This is a genomic window from Rahnella sp. PD12R (genome assembly GCF_019200965.1).
Lineage (GTDB): Bacteria > Pseudomonadota > Gammaproteobacteria > Enterobacterales > Enterobacteriaceae > Rahnella > Rahnella laticis.
Genome location: NZ_JAHTMS010000015.1, coordinates 78,468 through 92,786 on the forward strand (window position 1 = coordinate 78,468; position 14,319 = coordinate 92,786).

Genomic DNA, 14,319 nt, shown 5'->3' on the forward strand with positions numbered 1-14,319 from the left:
AACGCATAAATATCAGAAAGCCCACCCGCTGTATGTGCAGCGGGTGGGCTTTTATTTATTGATGATTATTAAGAGGAAATTACGGTTTCGGCAAACCGGCAATCAGCGCGTTGATCAGATCAGAGTTCGTCACCTGCCGCGGATGAACCTGGATCTCCTGACTGTATAACGGTGGCAGGGTCTGGCAATAGGCATCCAGATCGGCCTGTGCAATCGTCGGCACGCCATACTGGAATGAGTTCGGATTTTCCGGTGGCAATGCCCCTTCCATCGTGGAACCGTAGGCACCGAGTTCAATCAGGCTGTGTGATGACTCATCCGGGCCATGCGCAAACACAAACGTGCCGTATTTAGGATGGCCGAGATAAGGCAGCACTTCATCGTCACTCAGGTTGCTTCGCAGGTTATAACGCAGCTGCGCATAATTACGTGTTACCAGCAAAAACGCCGTCTGAATCAGCGAGGCTTTTTCGTTACCCGGCAAACACATCAGCAGGTTGCCGTAATAATCGAGAAACGCCACGGCATTCCCTGTGCCGCCCTGCGCAATATCCTGATTTGCCGCCGCGATCAGATACGGCGCCAGCCCTTCATCCGGCTGCCCGCGGGATGGCGCGGTATAGCTCAGCGCGTCCGGATAAATGGCTTTTAACGCCGTCACGATCCGGCTATCAGACGGTAAATCTTTAATATTTCTGAAGTGATCCGGCGTTAAATCCGTGTTGATGCTGGCTTTAACCTGCGTCAGCGTGGCATCGAAAGCCGTTTCGCACAGCGCCACCGTCTGAACATCCATAACGGCGTCGGTGAAGAAAGTCGGCACCGGCGCTGAACTGGCACCGCGGCTAAAACAGTTATTCCCGTTAACTGCCGGATAGCTGAACGTATTTTTTGCCACCTGCGCCAGTTCAGGTGAAAGCGTCGGGAAATCCGCCTGTGTATCCCAGTTAATACCTGAATACGTATCGAAAGCGGCAGAAATAACTTTAAATCCGCCGGTAATAATCGAACCGGTACACATGCAGCACGGATCCAGCGACGTCACAATGGTAATATCAGACGGTGGTGGCATATCGATACCCGCTTCAATTTGCGCGTAATACCAGTCAATTAACTGACGTTCACCGTGAGCCGTCGGGTCACTGGTCATATTATTTTTAACCACATTATTATTAATCGCATTCAGCACATTACCGCTGGCATCGAGCATAACGCCGCCGACGCTGAACGTATTCTGACAATAGGCCACCAGCGCCTGTTCTGCCGCGGCTGTGGCCGCCGCCTCGACGGTCACATACGTTTCACCCGCTTTAACTGCCGTGGCTTTTAATGAATTACAGTTGCAATTACACATATTAATTCCTTCCGTTAGATTAAGTGTATTGATTAAGATTCAGTAATTCGCGGAGCGTGATTTTATAAACACGCCGGAATTAAATAGACTGTATCGTGACAAAATAACCTGAATTAAAAAAACGGAAGGTGTTGTGCCAGCGATGGCACCGGGTTTATTTTATAAACCTGAAGTTATTTAGAGAGGAATTCATTTTGTTATAATTCTGGTGAATATATACTTCACAATACCGCCCTGAATTATATATTTCAGGGCGGGTATTTAATTAGCGATTCAGGTAATTAAATAAAACCGGACTTAAACCTGCCCGATAAAATCGAACTTGCCGATATTCACGCCCAGATGGCGCAAAATATTGTACGCGGTGGTGACGTGGAAGTAGAAGTTCGGTACCGCAAATGTGGTGACGTAGCTGTGTGCGGTAAAGGTCAGTTCATGGTTTTTGCCTTTTACCACGATGGCGCGCGTTTCGTCGCCTTCCAGCTGTTCCGGTTTTACGCTTTCGATAAAGCGCAGGGTTTTCGCGATACGCTCCTGCAATTGGGCGAACGTGGTTTCAGTATCGTCCATTGCGGGCGCCGGGACACCGGCCAGACGGGCGATTGCGCCTTTCGACATATCGCTGGTGATTTGCACCTGACGCGCCAGCGGATACATGTCCGCCGCCAGACGGGTATTCAGCACTTCTTCTTCCGATTTTCCGTTTTCCTGCGCCCACGCAGCGCCTTTTTCCAGCAACGCCGAAAGATTCTTTAAACCACGTACAAACTGTGCCGCCGTGCTGCCATACAGAGATGCTGACATGATGCTTCCTTAATGAATGGGGGTTAGAACAACCGGCGATACATTAGCGCGTTATGGTCTAAACAGCGTGACGTTTTGTAGTAGTCCGCGGCGGCTAAAATTCGCATTTGCGACTTACCGCGCCCTTTTTGTCAAAGCATGTAAACGCCGTTCGGGGTGGATCGCTTCTTGCATTCAATACCCCCGCAAAAACATCTGACAGAGGACTCCTGATGACCATCACCTTTATTGCACACTCCACGCCCGAACCTGCGTTGTACGGCGCGATGGCAGCGATACTTGCTGAATTACGCGCTTTGCCGCTGTGTCACTTTCCCGTCAGTCATGATGCAAAACATTATCCGAATGCGCGCCAGCACGTCACGGCGCAGGGCCATACGCTGACCAGCGGACTGGTCTGGCTGGAGCGCCTGACCGGGCGCGGTGCGGGTGAGGAATCCGGTCTGGAATCACTGATTTATCGGGCACTTAAAGAAGATATCGTGGTGCCGCTGCGCGAGCCGTTATCCCCTGCGCTGGCCGCCAGAATCGCCGGACACGGTATCGGCGTGGAGTCATTAAGCGTGGTCCGCAATCAGGATAAATTTCAACTTGAAGACTGCGGATCCGGCAAAATTCGCAGCAACGGCTGGGGACGCGATGCGTTTGGCCGCTGGGCGCTCGGCTCAGTTTCACAGCCGGTCATGCGCGCCGGAAAGACCCTGCGCGTGGCGATGGTCGGCGATTTTTGTGAGCAGCGCGACAGCTATCCGGCGATGCTCGCTGCACTGGGAGATGCCGCCGATGCACTGGCAATGAACATTGACGTCGTCTGGGTGACGCCTTCGTTGCTCGGCAGTCAGCTCGATTCCACGCTGTATGACGTTGACGGCATTATTTTGCCGGGCACCACGCTGACATCCGGCGATCATCCGGTCAGTCAGCTGGCAAGCGCAGTCTGGGCGCTGGAAAACCAGACGCCGCTGCTGGGGATTAATCAGGGTATGCACCAGATGGTGACGGCGTTCGGGCAGCGCGTTCTCGGCCAGGAGCGCGTGGTGATGCACGGGCCATCGAGCCTCAACAGCCTGCAAACCAGTTTGCCACTCAGCCGCCATCAGCAACAACGTCTGGGCAACCATAGGGTGCTGAGCCGCAGTGGCACGTTGCTGGCGAACAGGATGGGCGAGGAATTTACGCTGCGTTATAACCAGCGTCGTTGTCTCAATCCGCATCTGCTGGCAGAGCTGGAAAGTGCCGGGCTGAAAACTTCAGGCACGGACGAAAGCGGGGAACAGGCGCAGGCCATTGAGCTGAATAATCACCCGTTCTTCATGGGCGTGCAGGGGCAGCCGGAGCTGATGTCGCGCCGCGAACGCCCCAATCCACTGCTGATGGCCTTTCTGCAACAAGTCCGCCAGAGCAACCGCGATCACGACATCAGCCATTCTGCGCTGACCAAAAGCGTACGGCTGCGCCACCCGCATTTATCGATGGGGTAAATTTGAGTCAAACCATCGTTGCAACACTGCAACGATGCGTCACAAAAACAGAGATTTTTCCGAATTTTGACAACGATTATAGTATGCCCTCACGCAACGGAGGGCATTATGGCTATTTCAGTATTCTTTTTAAGTACGGTCTGGTTTCTCGACTGGCTGCTGTTTTCTCACGTAGAACAAAGCGTTGCCTACTGGCGCGATCAGCTGATTAATTACACGGGCATCGTGGGTTTTGGCCTGATGACGGTCACGATGATCATGTCTCTGCGCCCGCACTGGCTTGAAAAGCATCTGCGCGGACTGGACAAAATGTACCGCCACCACAAACGGTTTGGCATCGCCTCCGGCGTCTTTATCTTCCTGCACTGGCTCTTTTCACAGGGTGGAAAATGGCTGGTGGAACGGGGTTATCTCAGCGGACCGCAGCACACGGCCGGTGAACCTGTCACCTGGAAAAACCGCTTTGAGCAACTCGGCGAATGGTCGCTGTATCTGATGGTCGCGCTCATCGCCATCAGCCTGATCCAGCGTTTCACCTACACCAAATTCAGACTCTCCCATAAATTCATGGGCGTCGTATTTATCATGGCATCGCTGCATGTTGTCGGCCTTTTGACGCATACACAGCCGGGCATGATTTTCATGGTCAGCGCCCTGCTATGCTGCGCGGCGGGTTGTTATGCCGCCGTTATTTCGCTGACCGGACGAATCGGCCAGTCGCGCCAGCTGACCGCCACTCTCGGTGAAATCAGCCAGCGAACCGCCGATCTGGTTATTTTCAGCGTTCATCTCACGCAGCCTTTTGCGTACAAGCCGGGGCAATTTGTTTATATCAATTTCAGCAAGGACGAAGGCGCGCATCCCTTTACGGTCGTGAGTTACGACGGCGATTGCCGGATTGAGCTGGCCATCAAGGCACTGGGGGATTACACCCGCACGCTGCCGCAATGGCTGAAAAAAGGTTTGCCAGTGACGATCGAAGGCCCTTATGGCGCATTCAGTTACAGCCAGCGGGAAAGCCAGGTGTGGATCGGTGCCGGGATCGGTATCACGCCGTTTATTGCCTGGCTGGATGAACTGGTGCGCACGGGAACTGAACTCAGTAAAAATGTGACGCTGTATTACTGCGTGCCCGGCCCTGCATCAGCGCCGTTTCTGGCCCGGCTGGTGAAATTAACTGACGGACGGAAGGATATTACTTTGCGCGTGTTATACAGCGAAAACGGTGAAATCCTTGATGGGAAAGAAATTGGCGGACGCCATAGCATTCCCGACACGGAGGTCTATTTTTGCGGTCCGCAGGGTTTTGCCCGCTCGCTGAATCAGCAGCTCACCGCCCTGCGCATGCCGTCAGGGCAGTTCCATAGCGAACACTTTACTTTTCGCTAGAGCGTTAATGCCGGCAGTCCGTTAACTGCCTCTGTACGTCGAATACGAATAGGGGCTGATTAACAAAGGCAGATGATAGTGATCCTGCTCGCCGGAAATCACCACGTCGATAATCGCCGAGTGATACAGGGTTTCGCGGTTTGTGGCGGCAAAATAGGCGCCGATGTCGGCACAAAGCCGGTAATGGCCGGAGGGCACCGGCTCCGGTGTGAGTTTTGCGGCGCGGCCATCGGCGTCGGTTTGGGTTTCGGCGATGAGCGTAATTTTGTGCCCGTCGAGTTTTTCCAGCCAGACGCGCACGTCAGCCGCGGGCTTACCGAGCGACGTATCAAGAATATGCGTGGTGACTTTCGTTTTAGAAACAGACGTCATGATTGCAAACTCTCCTTAAAGCGCAACAGTGTGATTTCTTTCAGCTGCTGCGCGGTTTCCTGATATTCGGCTTCCGGTGAATTCTGCAAGCGCCGTTGCAGGTTTTCGAGGATTTCCTCTGAACTGCGGCCTTTGGCACGGATCAGAAAAACCCGCCCGAAACGCTGTTCGTAACGCTGATTGCCGTCATGCAGCGCATCAATAATAGCCTGCTGGCTGATATTCAGCGTCGCCTGCTCGCTACGGGAAAGCTGGGCTTCTTTACCGCTGCCGTTCGCCCGCTCGCCGATACGCGGATGCGCGGACAACGCCCGGGTGATGTCGTCGGGTTGCCAGCTTTCGCAGGCGGCTTCCGCGCTTTGCAGCGCCTGTTCCACCGATGAATACGGGCGTCCGTCGCTGACCTGTTTCGCCCAGCCGGGAATATTCACCAGCGGGCGGAGCAGCGCGACGGCTTCGAATTCAGACAGCGCATTAAATTCCTCAGGCGTCACAGATGGCCTCCGTCGAAACTCAGCACCGTATTGATATACGCCTGCACCGCATACGCCACATCGCCGGTGGTAACAGATTCATCAGGATGATGGCTGATGCCGTCTTTGCAGCGCACAAACAGCATGCCGACCGGCCAGCATTCGGCCATCGCAATCGCGTCGTGCCCGGCACCGCTTGGCAGCGACATCGCCTGCCCCTGTAAATGCAAAACGCTCTGGCTCAGGCGGTGCTGCAAACTTTCATCGCACTCTGTCGCGCTGATGCCGTAAAACTGTTCGGCAGTGAACGTCAGGCCGCGACGGGCGGCGATCTCATGGCCTTGCGCCAGCAGGACTTTCAGCAGCGCGCCTAAATCGTCATCGCGCGGCCCGCGCACGTCGAGGGACAGTTTTACCTGCCCCGGAATGACATTCACCGCGCCCGGCAGACATTCCAGCGTGCCGACGGTGGCCACCAGATTGCGTCCGGCAGTGGTTGTCAGCGTTTCAATCGCCAGCGTCCATTCAGCGGCGGCGGTCAGGGCGTCCTGACGTTGCCCCATCGGAACGGTTCCTGCATGACCGGCATGACCGGTAAATTCGCAGTTCAGGCGGCGTGCGCCGTTAATCGCGGTGACCACGCCGAGCGGAACATTGGCCGTTTGCAGACACGGCCCCTGCTCGATATGCAATTCCAGATACGCGCAAAAATCGCCGGCCGCACGTTGTGATGCGCCGATCGCCAGCGGGCTGAGCCCGACATTTTCCATCGCCTGCGCGACAGTAATTCCCTGCGCGTCCTGACGCTCCAGCCAGTCAGCAGGCCAGGTACCGGTCAGGCCACGGCTGCCCAGTAAGGTGATGCCAAAACGTGTGCCTTCCTCATCGCAGAACCCGACAATTTCCACAGCCATCGGCAGGCGGATCCCGTTCTGATGCAGATACGAAACGACTTCGAGCGCCGTCAGCACGCCCAGCGGGCCATCGTAGCGCCCCGCATTGCGCACGCTGTCGAGGTGCGAACCAAGCAGCAGCGCAGGCGCGGAAGGATCCTGCCCTTCGTAGCGCCCGCAAATATTACCAACGCTGTCCTGCCAGACGCGCATTCCGGCTTCCGCCATCCATTCACCGACCTGACGGTTAGCCTGTAAATGTTCAGCGGAAAGATACACGCGGGTCAGCTGTCCCGGCGTTTCGCTGATGGCGGCCAGCGTATCGCAGCGCGCCATCACCCGCCCGGCTGCGCGTGCAGCACTGTGGGAAACCGCGGCCAGCGTAAGGGCTTCTGCCATTACTGACCTCCTGCGTAATGATCCCAGGCGGCCTGCGCGCCCGCGCCGTATTTCGAGGCAAAGCCCAGACGGTTCAGCACCGCTTCCAGCGCCACCAGCGTCTGCAATACGCAGTCTTTACGCGCGTTATAACCCATGGTGCCGATGCGCCAGATTTTCCCGGCCAGCGGACCAAACGAGGTGCCGATTTCGATGCTGAAATCATTGAGCATCATCTGACGCACCTGCTCGCCGTGAATGCCCTGCGGGATCACTACGCCAAGCACGTTATTCATGCGGTGATTCAGGTCGCCGAAGACTTCCAGCCCCATTCCCTGAATCCCCGCCAGCAGCGCGCCGCCGTGCAGTTCGTGGCGGGCGATGCCGTTATCCAGCCCTTCTTCCAGAATGATGCGCGCGCACTCGCGGGCGGCAAACAGCATGCTGGTCGCTTCGGTGTGGTGATTCAGACGTTCCGGACCCCAGTAATCCATGATCATGCCCAGATCGAAATAGTTGGAGTAGATCATCTCTTCGTCGCCGTCGGCGTGATCGGCGGTGCGGATCCCTTCTTCGACACATTTACGGCGGCGGATTTGTTCTTCAAAGCGCGGGCTGATGGTGACCGGCGAACTGCCGGACGGGCCACCGAGGCATTTCTGCAAACCGGCAGAAACCGCGTCTAAACCCCAGGCATCCGTTTCCAGCGCGTTACCGCCAAACGACGCCGTCGCATCGGAATAAAACAGCACGCCGTGACGGCGGCAGATTTCGCCCAGTTGCGCCAGCGGCTGCAACATGGTGGTGGACGTATCGCCCTGCACGGTCAGCAGCCAGCGCGGTTTCACCGATTTAATGGCGTCTTCGATTTGTTGCGGATCAAACACTTCGCCCCACGGCGCTTCAATCGTATGCACTTCAGCACGACAACGGCGGGCGATTTCACACAGCAGATGCCCGAAACGCCCAAACACCGGCACCAGCACTTTATCGCCCGGGCGGATGCCGGAAAGCAGCACGGCTTCGATACCGGCGCGCGAGGTGCCGTCGATCAGAAACGTCCACTGATTTTCGGTTTTGTACAGCGCGCGGTACAGCGCCATCACTTCGTTCATGTAGCCGGTCATTACCGGGTCATATTGCCCGACCAGCTGGCTCGCCATCGCCCGCAGCACGCGCGGATCGGCGTTGATTGGCCCCGGCCCCATCAGCAGACGGGTTGGTGGGTTGATTTGTCCGAGTGTTTGGATGCCTGACATAGTTAATCCTTTAAAATGTTAACTTGCGGTGGCTTCGTTTAAGCCACGAACGGATGCGATAAATTGTTTTAGCTCCGGCGTTTGCGGATTGGCAAACAGCGCGCGGCTTTCGCCCTGTTCCCACACGGTGCCCTGATGCATAAACACCACGCGGTCGCCCACTTCACGGGCAAAATTCATTTCGTGCGTCACCAGTACCAGCGTCATGCCCTCTTTCGCCAGTTGCTCCAGCACTTTGAGGACTTCACCCACCAGCTCAGGATCCAGCGCGGAAGTGATTTCATCGCACAGCAACACTTTCGGGTTCATCGCCAGCGCACGGGCAATCGCCACGCGTTGCTGCTGGCCGCCGGAAAGGTTCGAAGGGTAATAATCCATGCGATCCGCCAGCCCGACTTTCGCCAGCATCTGCGCGGCCAGTTCACGGCATTCCGCCGCGGATTTTTTCAGCACGCGGCGCGGCGCTAACATGACGTTTTCCAGCGCGGTCATGTGCGGGAAAAGATTGAAACTCTGGAACACCATGCCCACCGAGCGGCTGATATCGCGCGCCTGAGAATCGCGGTCGGTAATGGTCATGCCGCCAAGTTTGATGCTGCCTTCCTGATAGCCTTCCAGCCCGTTCATGCAGCGCAAAAGCGTACTTTTGCCGGAACCGCTGCGGCCAATGATAGAGATCACTTCGCCGCTGTCGATGTCCAGATCCACGCCTTTCAGCACGTGGTTCTGGCCGTAAAATTTCTGAACCTGATTGATGGTGATAAGTGGCATTACTGTTTCTCTCCACGCAGTGATTTTTCTAAATGCTGGCTGTAACGCGACAGCGGATAGCACATCAGGAAGTAGCCCAGCGCCACTAATCCGAACACTTTGAACGGCTCATACGTCACGTTGTTGAGCATCGTTCCGGCTTTGGTCAGTTCGACAAAACCAATAATGGACGCCAGCGCCGTGCCTTTAACCACCTGGACGGAAAAGCCTACGGTCGGCGCAATCGCAATCCGCAACGCCTGCGGGGTGACCACGCGCCACAACGTCTGGCCGAAATTCAGGCCGAGGCAGCGCGAAGCTTCCCACTGACCTTTTGGCAGCGCCGCGATGCTTCCGCTCCAGATATCCACCAGATACGCGCTGGTGTAGAGCGTCAGCGCCAGCGCCGCCGCGGTCCACGGGCTGACGTTAATGCCAAACAGGCCGAGGCCGAAGAACGCCAGGAACAGCTGCATCAGCAGCGGCGTGCCCTGGAATAATTCTGAATACAGGCGCACAAAGCGCGTCGGCCAGCGACGTTTGGTCAGACGCATGAGTAACAACGGCAGCGTCACCAGCGTACCGCCGATAAACGCCGTCAGCGAAAGCAGTAACGTCCAGCGCGCCGCCAGCAGCAGGTTGCGCACTATGTCCCAGTCGGTGAACGTCATCATCAGTTTGCACTCCCAAAGAAGCGGCGTCCGGCCAGCAGCAATAACTGACGCATCGCGACTGACAGCAACAAATAGAACAACGTGGTAACCAGATACACTTCAAAACTGAGGAACGTGCGTGACTGAATCAGGTTCGCCGCAAACGTCAGTTCTTCATAGGACACCTGCGAGACCACGGAAGACCCGAGCATCACGATAATGCACTGGCTGACCAGCGACGGATAAATGCGTTTCAGCGACGGCGGCAGGACAATGCGTAAAAACGTCTGGCTACGGCTCAGCCCCAGCACGCGCCCCGCTTCCCACTGGCCTTTCGGCGTCACCTGAATGCCCGCGCGGATAATTTCGGTGCTGTACGCGCCGAGGTTAATCAGCATCGCCAGCAGCGCGGCTTCTCCGGCAGTCATTTTCAGGCCGATGGCCGGCAGGCCAAACACGATGAAAAACAGCTGCACGACAAACGGCGTATTGCGGATGGCTTCGACATATACGCCCCAGACCGTCCGCAAGGTTTTGTGATTGCCGCAGCGAATGGCCGCACCGCAAATGCCGATCGCGACGCCGCCAATCGTTGCCATCACCGTCAGCTCAATGGTGGTCCATAAACCGGCCAGCAGTTCCGGCATATAAGGCCACAGCGCGCTAAAGTTAAGCTGATAGGTCATGAAAGTTCTCCGTCAGTCAGCTGATTACGCGCCAACAGATGCAGGCAGCGGCGCCTTCATCCATTTTTCAGACAACGAATTCAGCGTCTTATCTTTGATACCTTCAGCAATCAGTTCATTCACTTTATCTTTCAGCGCCGGTTCGTCCTTGCGCAGGCCGACGTAGCACGGCGAATCTTTCAGCATCACTTTGGAAACCGGCGCTTTTTCCGGGTTCATCCGGGCAATCGCAGCGACCACCAGGTTCCCGGTTGCGATGTATTCCACCTGGCCGGACAGGTACGCCGACAGCGTGGTGTTGTTGTCTTCATAACGCTGAATTTTGGCGTCTTTTGGCGCCACGTCTGTCAGCGCCAGATCTTCCACCGCACCACGGGTCACACCAATAGTTTTGCCAGACAGTTCTTTCAGATCCGCCAGTTTGTCGCCCTTCGCGCCAAATACGCCAAGGAAGAACGGCGCGTAGGCGTTACTGAAATCAATCACCTTTTCACGCTCAGCGTTTTTACCGAGGCTGGAAATCACCAGATCCACTTTGTCCGTTTGCAGGTAAGGCACGCGGTTGGCGCTGGTCACCGGCACCAGTTGCAACTTAAGTTTCATCTTATCGGCCAGATAATGCGCCATATCGATGTCATAACCTTCCGGCTGCAAATCTTTGCTCACCGAACCAAATGGCGGGAAATCCTGCGGAACCGCCACGCGCAGCACGCCGCGTTTCTGAATATCCTGCAACTGATCGGCCATTGCGCCGGATGCCTGAAGCACCAGCATTGCAGCACCTGCCCACGCCAACAGCCGTTTGTTCATGTTCATAGATTATCTCCGGTGAAAGGTTTTTGGAACGATAGATTCTTATAAAGTGAACTTTGCAACGAATGTGCCAAAAGCGATTGTCCGGAGAAATTGTGCACAAAGTCACGGTATGACAAGGAATTAAGGTAACGGACAGAGAAAGCGAGAGGAATTCTTTGCCCTAAAGGAAGGCAAAATAACGAAACGAAGGAAAATGCTTTGCACCCTGATTGTGCGCAGGCACCAAAAAAGCGCCTGCTTTGTTCGTAAAACGGGAATCAGCGCTGTTCCAGTTCGTCGAGTTCGTTGTACAGATCGCTGATTTGATGAATTCTCTGACGGCCCGACGCCAGTATTTCGTGCAGCAGCGCATTGCTGAGTAAATTCGCCAGACTCATCGCGGAAGAATAGCTGTCGAATGCCGACACGCTGTCGAGCGGTGCCGCCAGATGCCACGCCGCCAGCGGGATCAGCGCTTGCGCCTGGGGTTCGCAAATCAGCAGCACCGGTACGCCAAGTGTCTGTAATTGTGTGAGAATCGCCTTTGCCATTCGCGGCCTGCGGCGAAACGCCACAAAAATCACCACATCGTGCGCGGTCAGATCCACCAGCTCTTCCGCCAGCGTCTGCCCCGGTTGCGGCATCATCAACACGCCCGAACGCACCTGGATCAGCTGCTGACGCAGGTGCAGCGCGACCGGATAACTGTTGCGAAAGCCCAGCAAACGCACCTGCCGCGCCTGACTGAGTGCGGCAATCAGCTCACCAAACGCTGCGCCGTCAATCTGGTTAATCCACTGCGTCAGATTCGCCATTTCCTGCTTATAGTGCCGTGATAACAAGGTGTTACCTTGCACCGCATCGCGGCTGTCGGTCAGCGGCATCCCGCTCTGGCGCAGCGTACGCATTTCATCGCGCATATCGCGGTAACTCGGATAACCCAGGCGCTTAAACAGGCGGCTCACCGTGGCTTTCGACACGCCGCTAAGCCGCGCCAGCTCGGCGCTGTTGTAACTCATCAGGTCATCGATGCTGGCGAAAATAAAATCCGCCACCCGCTGCTCCTGCGGCGTCAGTCCGGCGTAATGATCACGCAGACGCTCATCAATCTGTTTCATGTTTATCCTCATGTCCTAAATAGTTCGAATTGCAGGAAGGCGGCAAACGAAAGAGTCCCGATGAGCTTACTGAAGTAAGTGATTCGGGCGACTGAGAGCAGCCAACGCATCTGAAATTTGAAATATGACAGACATTGTAACGAAGGTTTCAGCGGAACATACCATGCACTATGCTTGCCAATGCAAGCGAATTTATCCGCGGATGCGGTGGGAACCTGCCGATGTGGAACACGTCTTGCTTAACCTAATGACATCGCGCCCTTATCCCTGCAGGCCGGGCAGCATAAAAACAGAGTCGTCAAAAAGGACATCGCATGATTAACAGTAACAGCGCCCCGCTCGGTATGGCGGTTACCCCTCATCATCTGGCCAGCCAGAGTGCGCTTGCGGTATTGCGCGAAGGCGGTAATGCCATCGAAGCGATGGTGGCCGCCGCGGCAACCATCGCCGTGGTTTACCCGCATATGAACGGGCTTGGCGGAGACGGCTTCTGGCTGATTGTGCCGCCGCAGGGCAATCCGGTTGCCATCGACGCCAGCGGAGCCGCCGGTTCGCTGGCGTCTCTGGACTTTTATGCCGGAGAAAGCCACATTCCGCACCGTGGCCCGAAAGCCGCGCTGACCGTCGCCGGCACCGTGGGCGGCTGGCACGAAGCGCTGAAAGTCTCGGCTGAATCCGGCGGCGAGCAAAAACCGCTTTCCCGCCTGCTGCGCGACGCCATCCGTTACGCCGCCGACGGCATTCCCGTGACGCCGTCGCAGGAAGCCGCGACCCACGCCAAACACCATGAACTGAAAGATATCCGTTCATTTACCGACGTCTTTTTACCGAACGGAGATGTCCCGCGCGCCGGAAATCGTTTCACCCAGCCGCAGCTGGCGAACACGTTATCAATACTGTGCGAAGACGGGCTGAACAGTTTCTACCGTGGCAAGCTGGCCGATAGTATGGCGGCGGACATGGAAAAACTCGGTATGCCGCTGACGCGCGCCGATCTTGCCGCTTATCAGCCGCAGCGCCGTGTGCCGTTACGGCTTAAACACAGCAAGGGCGAAATCTACAACCTGACGCCGCCGACGCAGGGGCTGGTTTCACTGGCCATCCTCGGCCTGACCGACCGGCTGCCGCTGGAAACCATGGATGAGAGCGCCACCATTCACAGCGTGGTTGAAGCCACCAAACTGGCGTTCGGCCTGCGCGACCGTTTCATCACCGACCCGCGCATGATGACGCAGGATGCTCAGAGCCTGCTGGATCCGCAGTATCTCGACGCCCTCGCGACCCGCATTAAACCTCACAGCGCCGCCGACTGGGGAAAAGGCAAAGGCCCGGGCGACACCGTCTGGATGGGCGTGATGGACAGCAGCGGGCTGGCGGTGTCGTTCATTCAGAGCATTTATCACGAATTTGGCAGTGGCGTGGTCCTGCCGGGCAGCGGCGTACTGTGGCAAAACCGCGGTGCGTCTTTCAGCCTTGATGCCGATCATCTGCTCGCACTCGCACCGGGTAAACAACCTTTCCACACGCTGAACCCGGCGGCGGCACGTTTATACGATGGCCGCACGATGGTTTATGGCTCGATGGGCGGCGACGGCCAGCCGCAAACGCAGGCGGCAGTGTTTATCCGCCACGTCGTGCAGGGGCAATCGCTTCAGCAGGCGATCAGCGGCCCGCGCTGGCTGCTGGGCAGAACCTGGGGCGAAAGCTCCGATTCCCTGAAACTGGAAGGCCGCTTTGAATATCAGACGCTGGCCGGGCTGCGCCAGCGCGGTCACGACGTCGAGTTGTTACCTGATTTCAGCGAAGCCGTCGGCCATGCAGGTGCGATTGTGCGCCACACCAACGGCATGTTTGAAGGCGCTTCCGACCCGCGCAGCAACGGCAGCGCGGCCGGTTTTTAAACTGAGGAACTGA

At 56.5% G+C, this 14,319-nt stretch carries 14 protein-coding genes; 3 read left to right on the forward strand and 11 right to left on the reverse strand.

Translation table 11 applies throughout. The annotated features are described in order from the left end of the window. Positions 1-79 precede the first annotated feature (79 nt). Positions 80-1,354 (reverse strand): nucleoside deaminase, encoded by a 1,275-nt coding sequence (locus KWG64_RS22710; RefSeq protein ID WP_218523202.1) that lies wholly within the window; start codon positions 1,352-1,354, stop codon positions 80-82. A 297-nt stretch (positions 1,355-1,651) separates the two neighbouring features. Continuing rightward, on the reverse strand, positions 1,652-2,158 hold the full coding sequence (locus KWG64_RS22715) for a DUF1993 family protein (protein WP_218523203.1): 507 nt from the start codon (positions 2,156-2,158) through the stop codon (positions 1,652-1,654). A gap of 212 nt (positions 2,159-2,370) precedes the next feature. On the opposite strand from KWG64_RS22715, the gene KWG64_RS22720 reads away from it, so the two are divergent. Beyond that, on the forward strand, positions 2,371-3,639 hold the full coding sequence (locus KWG64_RS22720; protein ID WP_218523204.1) for a glutamine amidotransferase: 1,269 nt from the start codon (positions 2,371-2,373) through the stop codon (positions 3,637-3,639). 108 nt (positions 3,640-3,747) lie between these two features. After that, positions 3,748-5,028, forward strand: a complete 1,281-nt coding sequence (locus KWG64_RS22725) for a ferric reductase-like transmembrane domain-containing protein (protein ID WP_218523205.1) — start codon at positions 3,748-3,750, stop codon at positions 5,026-5,028. 21 nt (positions 5,029-5,049) lie between these two features. Here KWG64_RS22725 and uraH read toward each other — a convergent pair whose 3' ends face one another. From uraH to KWG64_RS22770, 9 genes are all read right to left on the reverse strand, one after another. Further along, positions 5,050-5,400 (reverse strand): hydroxyisourate hydrolase, encoded by a 351-nt coding sequence (gene uraH / locus KWG64_RS22730; protein WP_218523206.1) that lies wholly within the window; start codon positions 5,398-5,400, stop codon positions 5,050-5,052. Then, positions 5,397-5,894 (reverse strand): 2-oxo-4-hydroxy-4-carboxy-5-ureidoimidazoline decarboxylase, encoded by a 498-nt coding sequence (gene uraD, locus KWG64_RS22735; protein WP_218523207.1) that lies wholly within the window; start codon positions 5,892-5,894, stop codon positions 5,397-5,399. The genes uraH and uraD overlap by 4 nt, the downstream gene beginning before the upstream one ends. After that, positions 5,891-7,165 (reverse strand): allantoate amidohydrolase, encoded by a 1,275-nt coding sequence (gene hpxK, locus KWG64_RS22740; protein ID WP_218523208.1) that lies wholly within the window; start codon positions 7,163-7,165, stop codon positions 5,891-5,893. The genes uraD and hpxK overlap by 4 nt, the downstream gene beginning before the upstream one ends. Further along, positions 7,165-8,403, reverse strand: coding sequence for an alanine--glyoxylate aminotransferase family protein (locus KWG64_RS22745; protein ID WP_195815402.1), 1,239 nt, complete (start codon positions 8,401-8,403; stop codon positions 7,165-7,167). Before KWG64_RS22745 ends, hpxK begins: the two co-directional genes overlap by 1 nt. Before the next feature lie 18 nt (positions 8,404-8,421). After that, positions 8,422-9,174, reverse strand: a complete 753-nt coding sequence (locus KWG64_RS22750; protein WP_101079818.1) for an amino acid ABC transporter ATP-binding protein — start codon at positions 9,172-9,174, stop codon at positions 8,422-8,424. After that, positions 9,174-9,824: an amino acid ABC transporter permease gene (locus tag KWG64_RS22755; RefSeq protein WP_218523238.1), complete on the reverse strand. Its 651-nt coding sequence runs from the start codon at positions 9,822-9,824 to the stop codon at positions 9,174-9,176. Before KWG64_RS22755 ends, KWG64_RS22750 begins: the two co-directional genes overlap by 1 nt. 2 nt (positions 9,825-9,826) lie before the next feature. Next, positions 9,827-10,492, reverse strand: coding sequence for an amino acid ABC transporter permease (locus KWG64_RS22760; RefSeq protein WP_195824931.1), 666 nt, complete (start codon positions 10,490-10,492; stop codon positions 9,827-9,829). A gap of 24 nt (positions 10,493-10,516) precedes the next feature. After that, positions 10,517-11,308 carry a transporter substrate-binding domain-containing protein gene (locus KWG64_RS22765; RefSeq protein ID WP_195824932.1) on the reverse strand — a complete coding sequence of 264 codons (792 nt, stop codon included), beginning with the start codon at positions 11,306-11,308 and terminating at the stop codon, positions 10,517-10,519. 257 nt (positions 11,309-11,565) lie between these two features. Next, positions 11,566-12,405 carry a MurR/RpiR family transcriptional regulator gene (locus tag KWG64_RS22770; RefSeq protein ID WP_218523209.1) on the reverse strand — a complete coding sequence of 280 codons (840 nt, stop codon included), beginning with the start codon at positions 12,403-12,405 and terminating at the stop codon, positions 11,566-11,568. Positions 12,406-12,719: 314 nt separating this feature from the next. Between KWG64_RS22770 and KWG64_RS22775 the strand changes: the two genes are divergently transcribed. Next, complete coding sequence (locus KWG64_RS22775; protein WP_218523210.1) at positions 12,720-14,306, forward strand: gamma-glutamyltransferase family protein; 1,587 nt, start codon at positions 12,720-12,722, stop codon at positions 14,304-14,306. Positions 14,307-14,319: the final 13 nt, after the last annotated feature.

Bases quoted from the DNA above. Each gene is read 5' to 3' on its own strand.
- KWG64_RS22710 (WP_218523202.1), bottom strand. From the start codon at position 1,354: ATGTGTAATTGCAACTGTAATTCATTAAAAGCCACGGCAGTTAAAGCG.
- KWG64_RS22715 (WP_218523203.1), bottom strand. From the start codon at position 2,158: ATGTCAGCATCTCTGTATGGCAGCACGGCGGCACAGTTTGTACGTGGT.
- KWG64_RS22720 (WP_218523204.1), top strand. From the start codon at position 2,371: ATGACCATCACCTTTATTGCACACTCCACGCCCGAACCTGCGTTGTAC.
- KWG64_RS22725 (WP_218523205.1), top strand. From the start codon at position 3,748: ATGGCTATTTCAGTATTCTTTTTAAGTACGGTCTGGTTTCTCGACTGG.
- uraH (WP_218523206.1), bottom strand. From the start codon at position 5,400: ATGACGTCTGTTTCTAAAACGAAAGTCACCACGCATATTCTTGATACG.
- hpxK (WP_218523208.1), bottom strand. From the start codon at position 7,165: ATGGCAGAAGCCCTTACGCTGGCCGCGGTTTCCCACAGTGCTGCACGC.
- KWG64_RS22745 (WP_195815402.1), bottom strand. From the start codon at position 8,403: ATGTCAGGCATCCAAACACTCGGACAAATCAACCCACCAACCCGTCTG.
- KWG64_RS22750 (WP_101079818.1), bottom strand. From the start codon at position 9,174: ATGCCACTTATCACCATCAATCAGGTTCAGAAATTTTACGGCCAGAAC.
- KWG64_RS22755 (WP_218523238.1), bottom strand. From the start codon at position 9,824: ATGACGTTCACCGACTGGGACATAGTGCGCAACCTGCTGCTGGCGGCG.
- KWG64_RS22760 (WP_195824931.1), bottom strand. From the start codon at position 10,492: ATGACCTATCAGCTTAACTTTAGCGCGCTGTGGCCTTATATGCCGGAA.
- KWG64_RS22765 (WP_195824932.1), bottom strand. From the start codon at position 11,308: ATGAACATGAACAAACGGCTGTTGGCGTGGGCAGGTGCTGCAATGCTG.
- KWG64_RS22770 (WP_218523209.1), bottom strand. From the start codon at position 12,405: ATGAAACAGATTGATGAGCGTCTGCGTGATCATTACGCCGGACTGACG.
- KWG64_RS22775 (WP_218523210.1), top strand. From the start codon at position 12,720: ATGATTAACAGTAACAGCGCCCCGCTCGGTATGGCGGTTACCCCTCAT.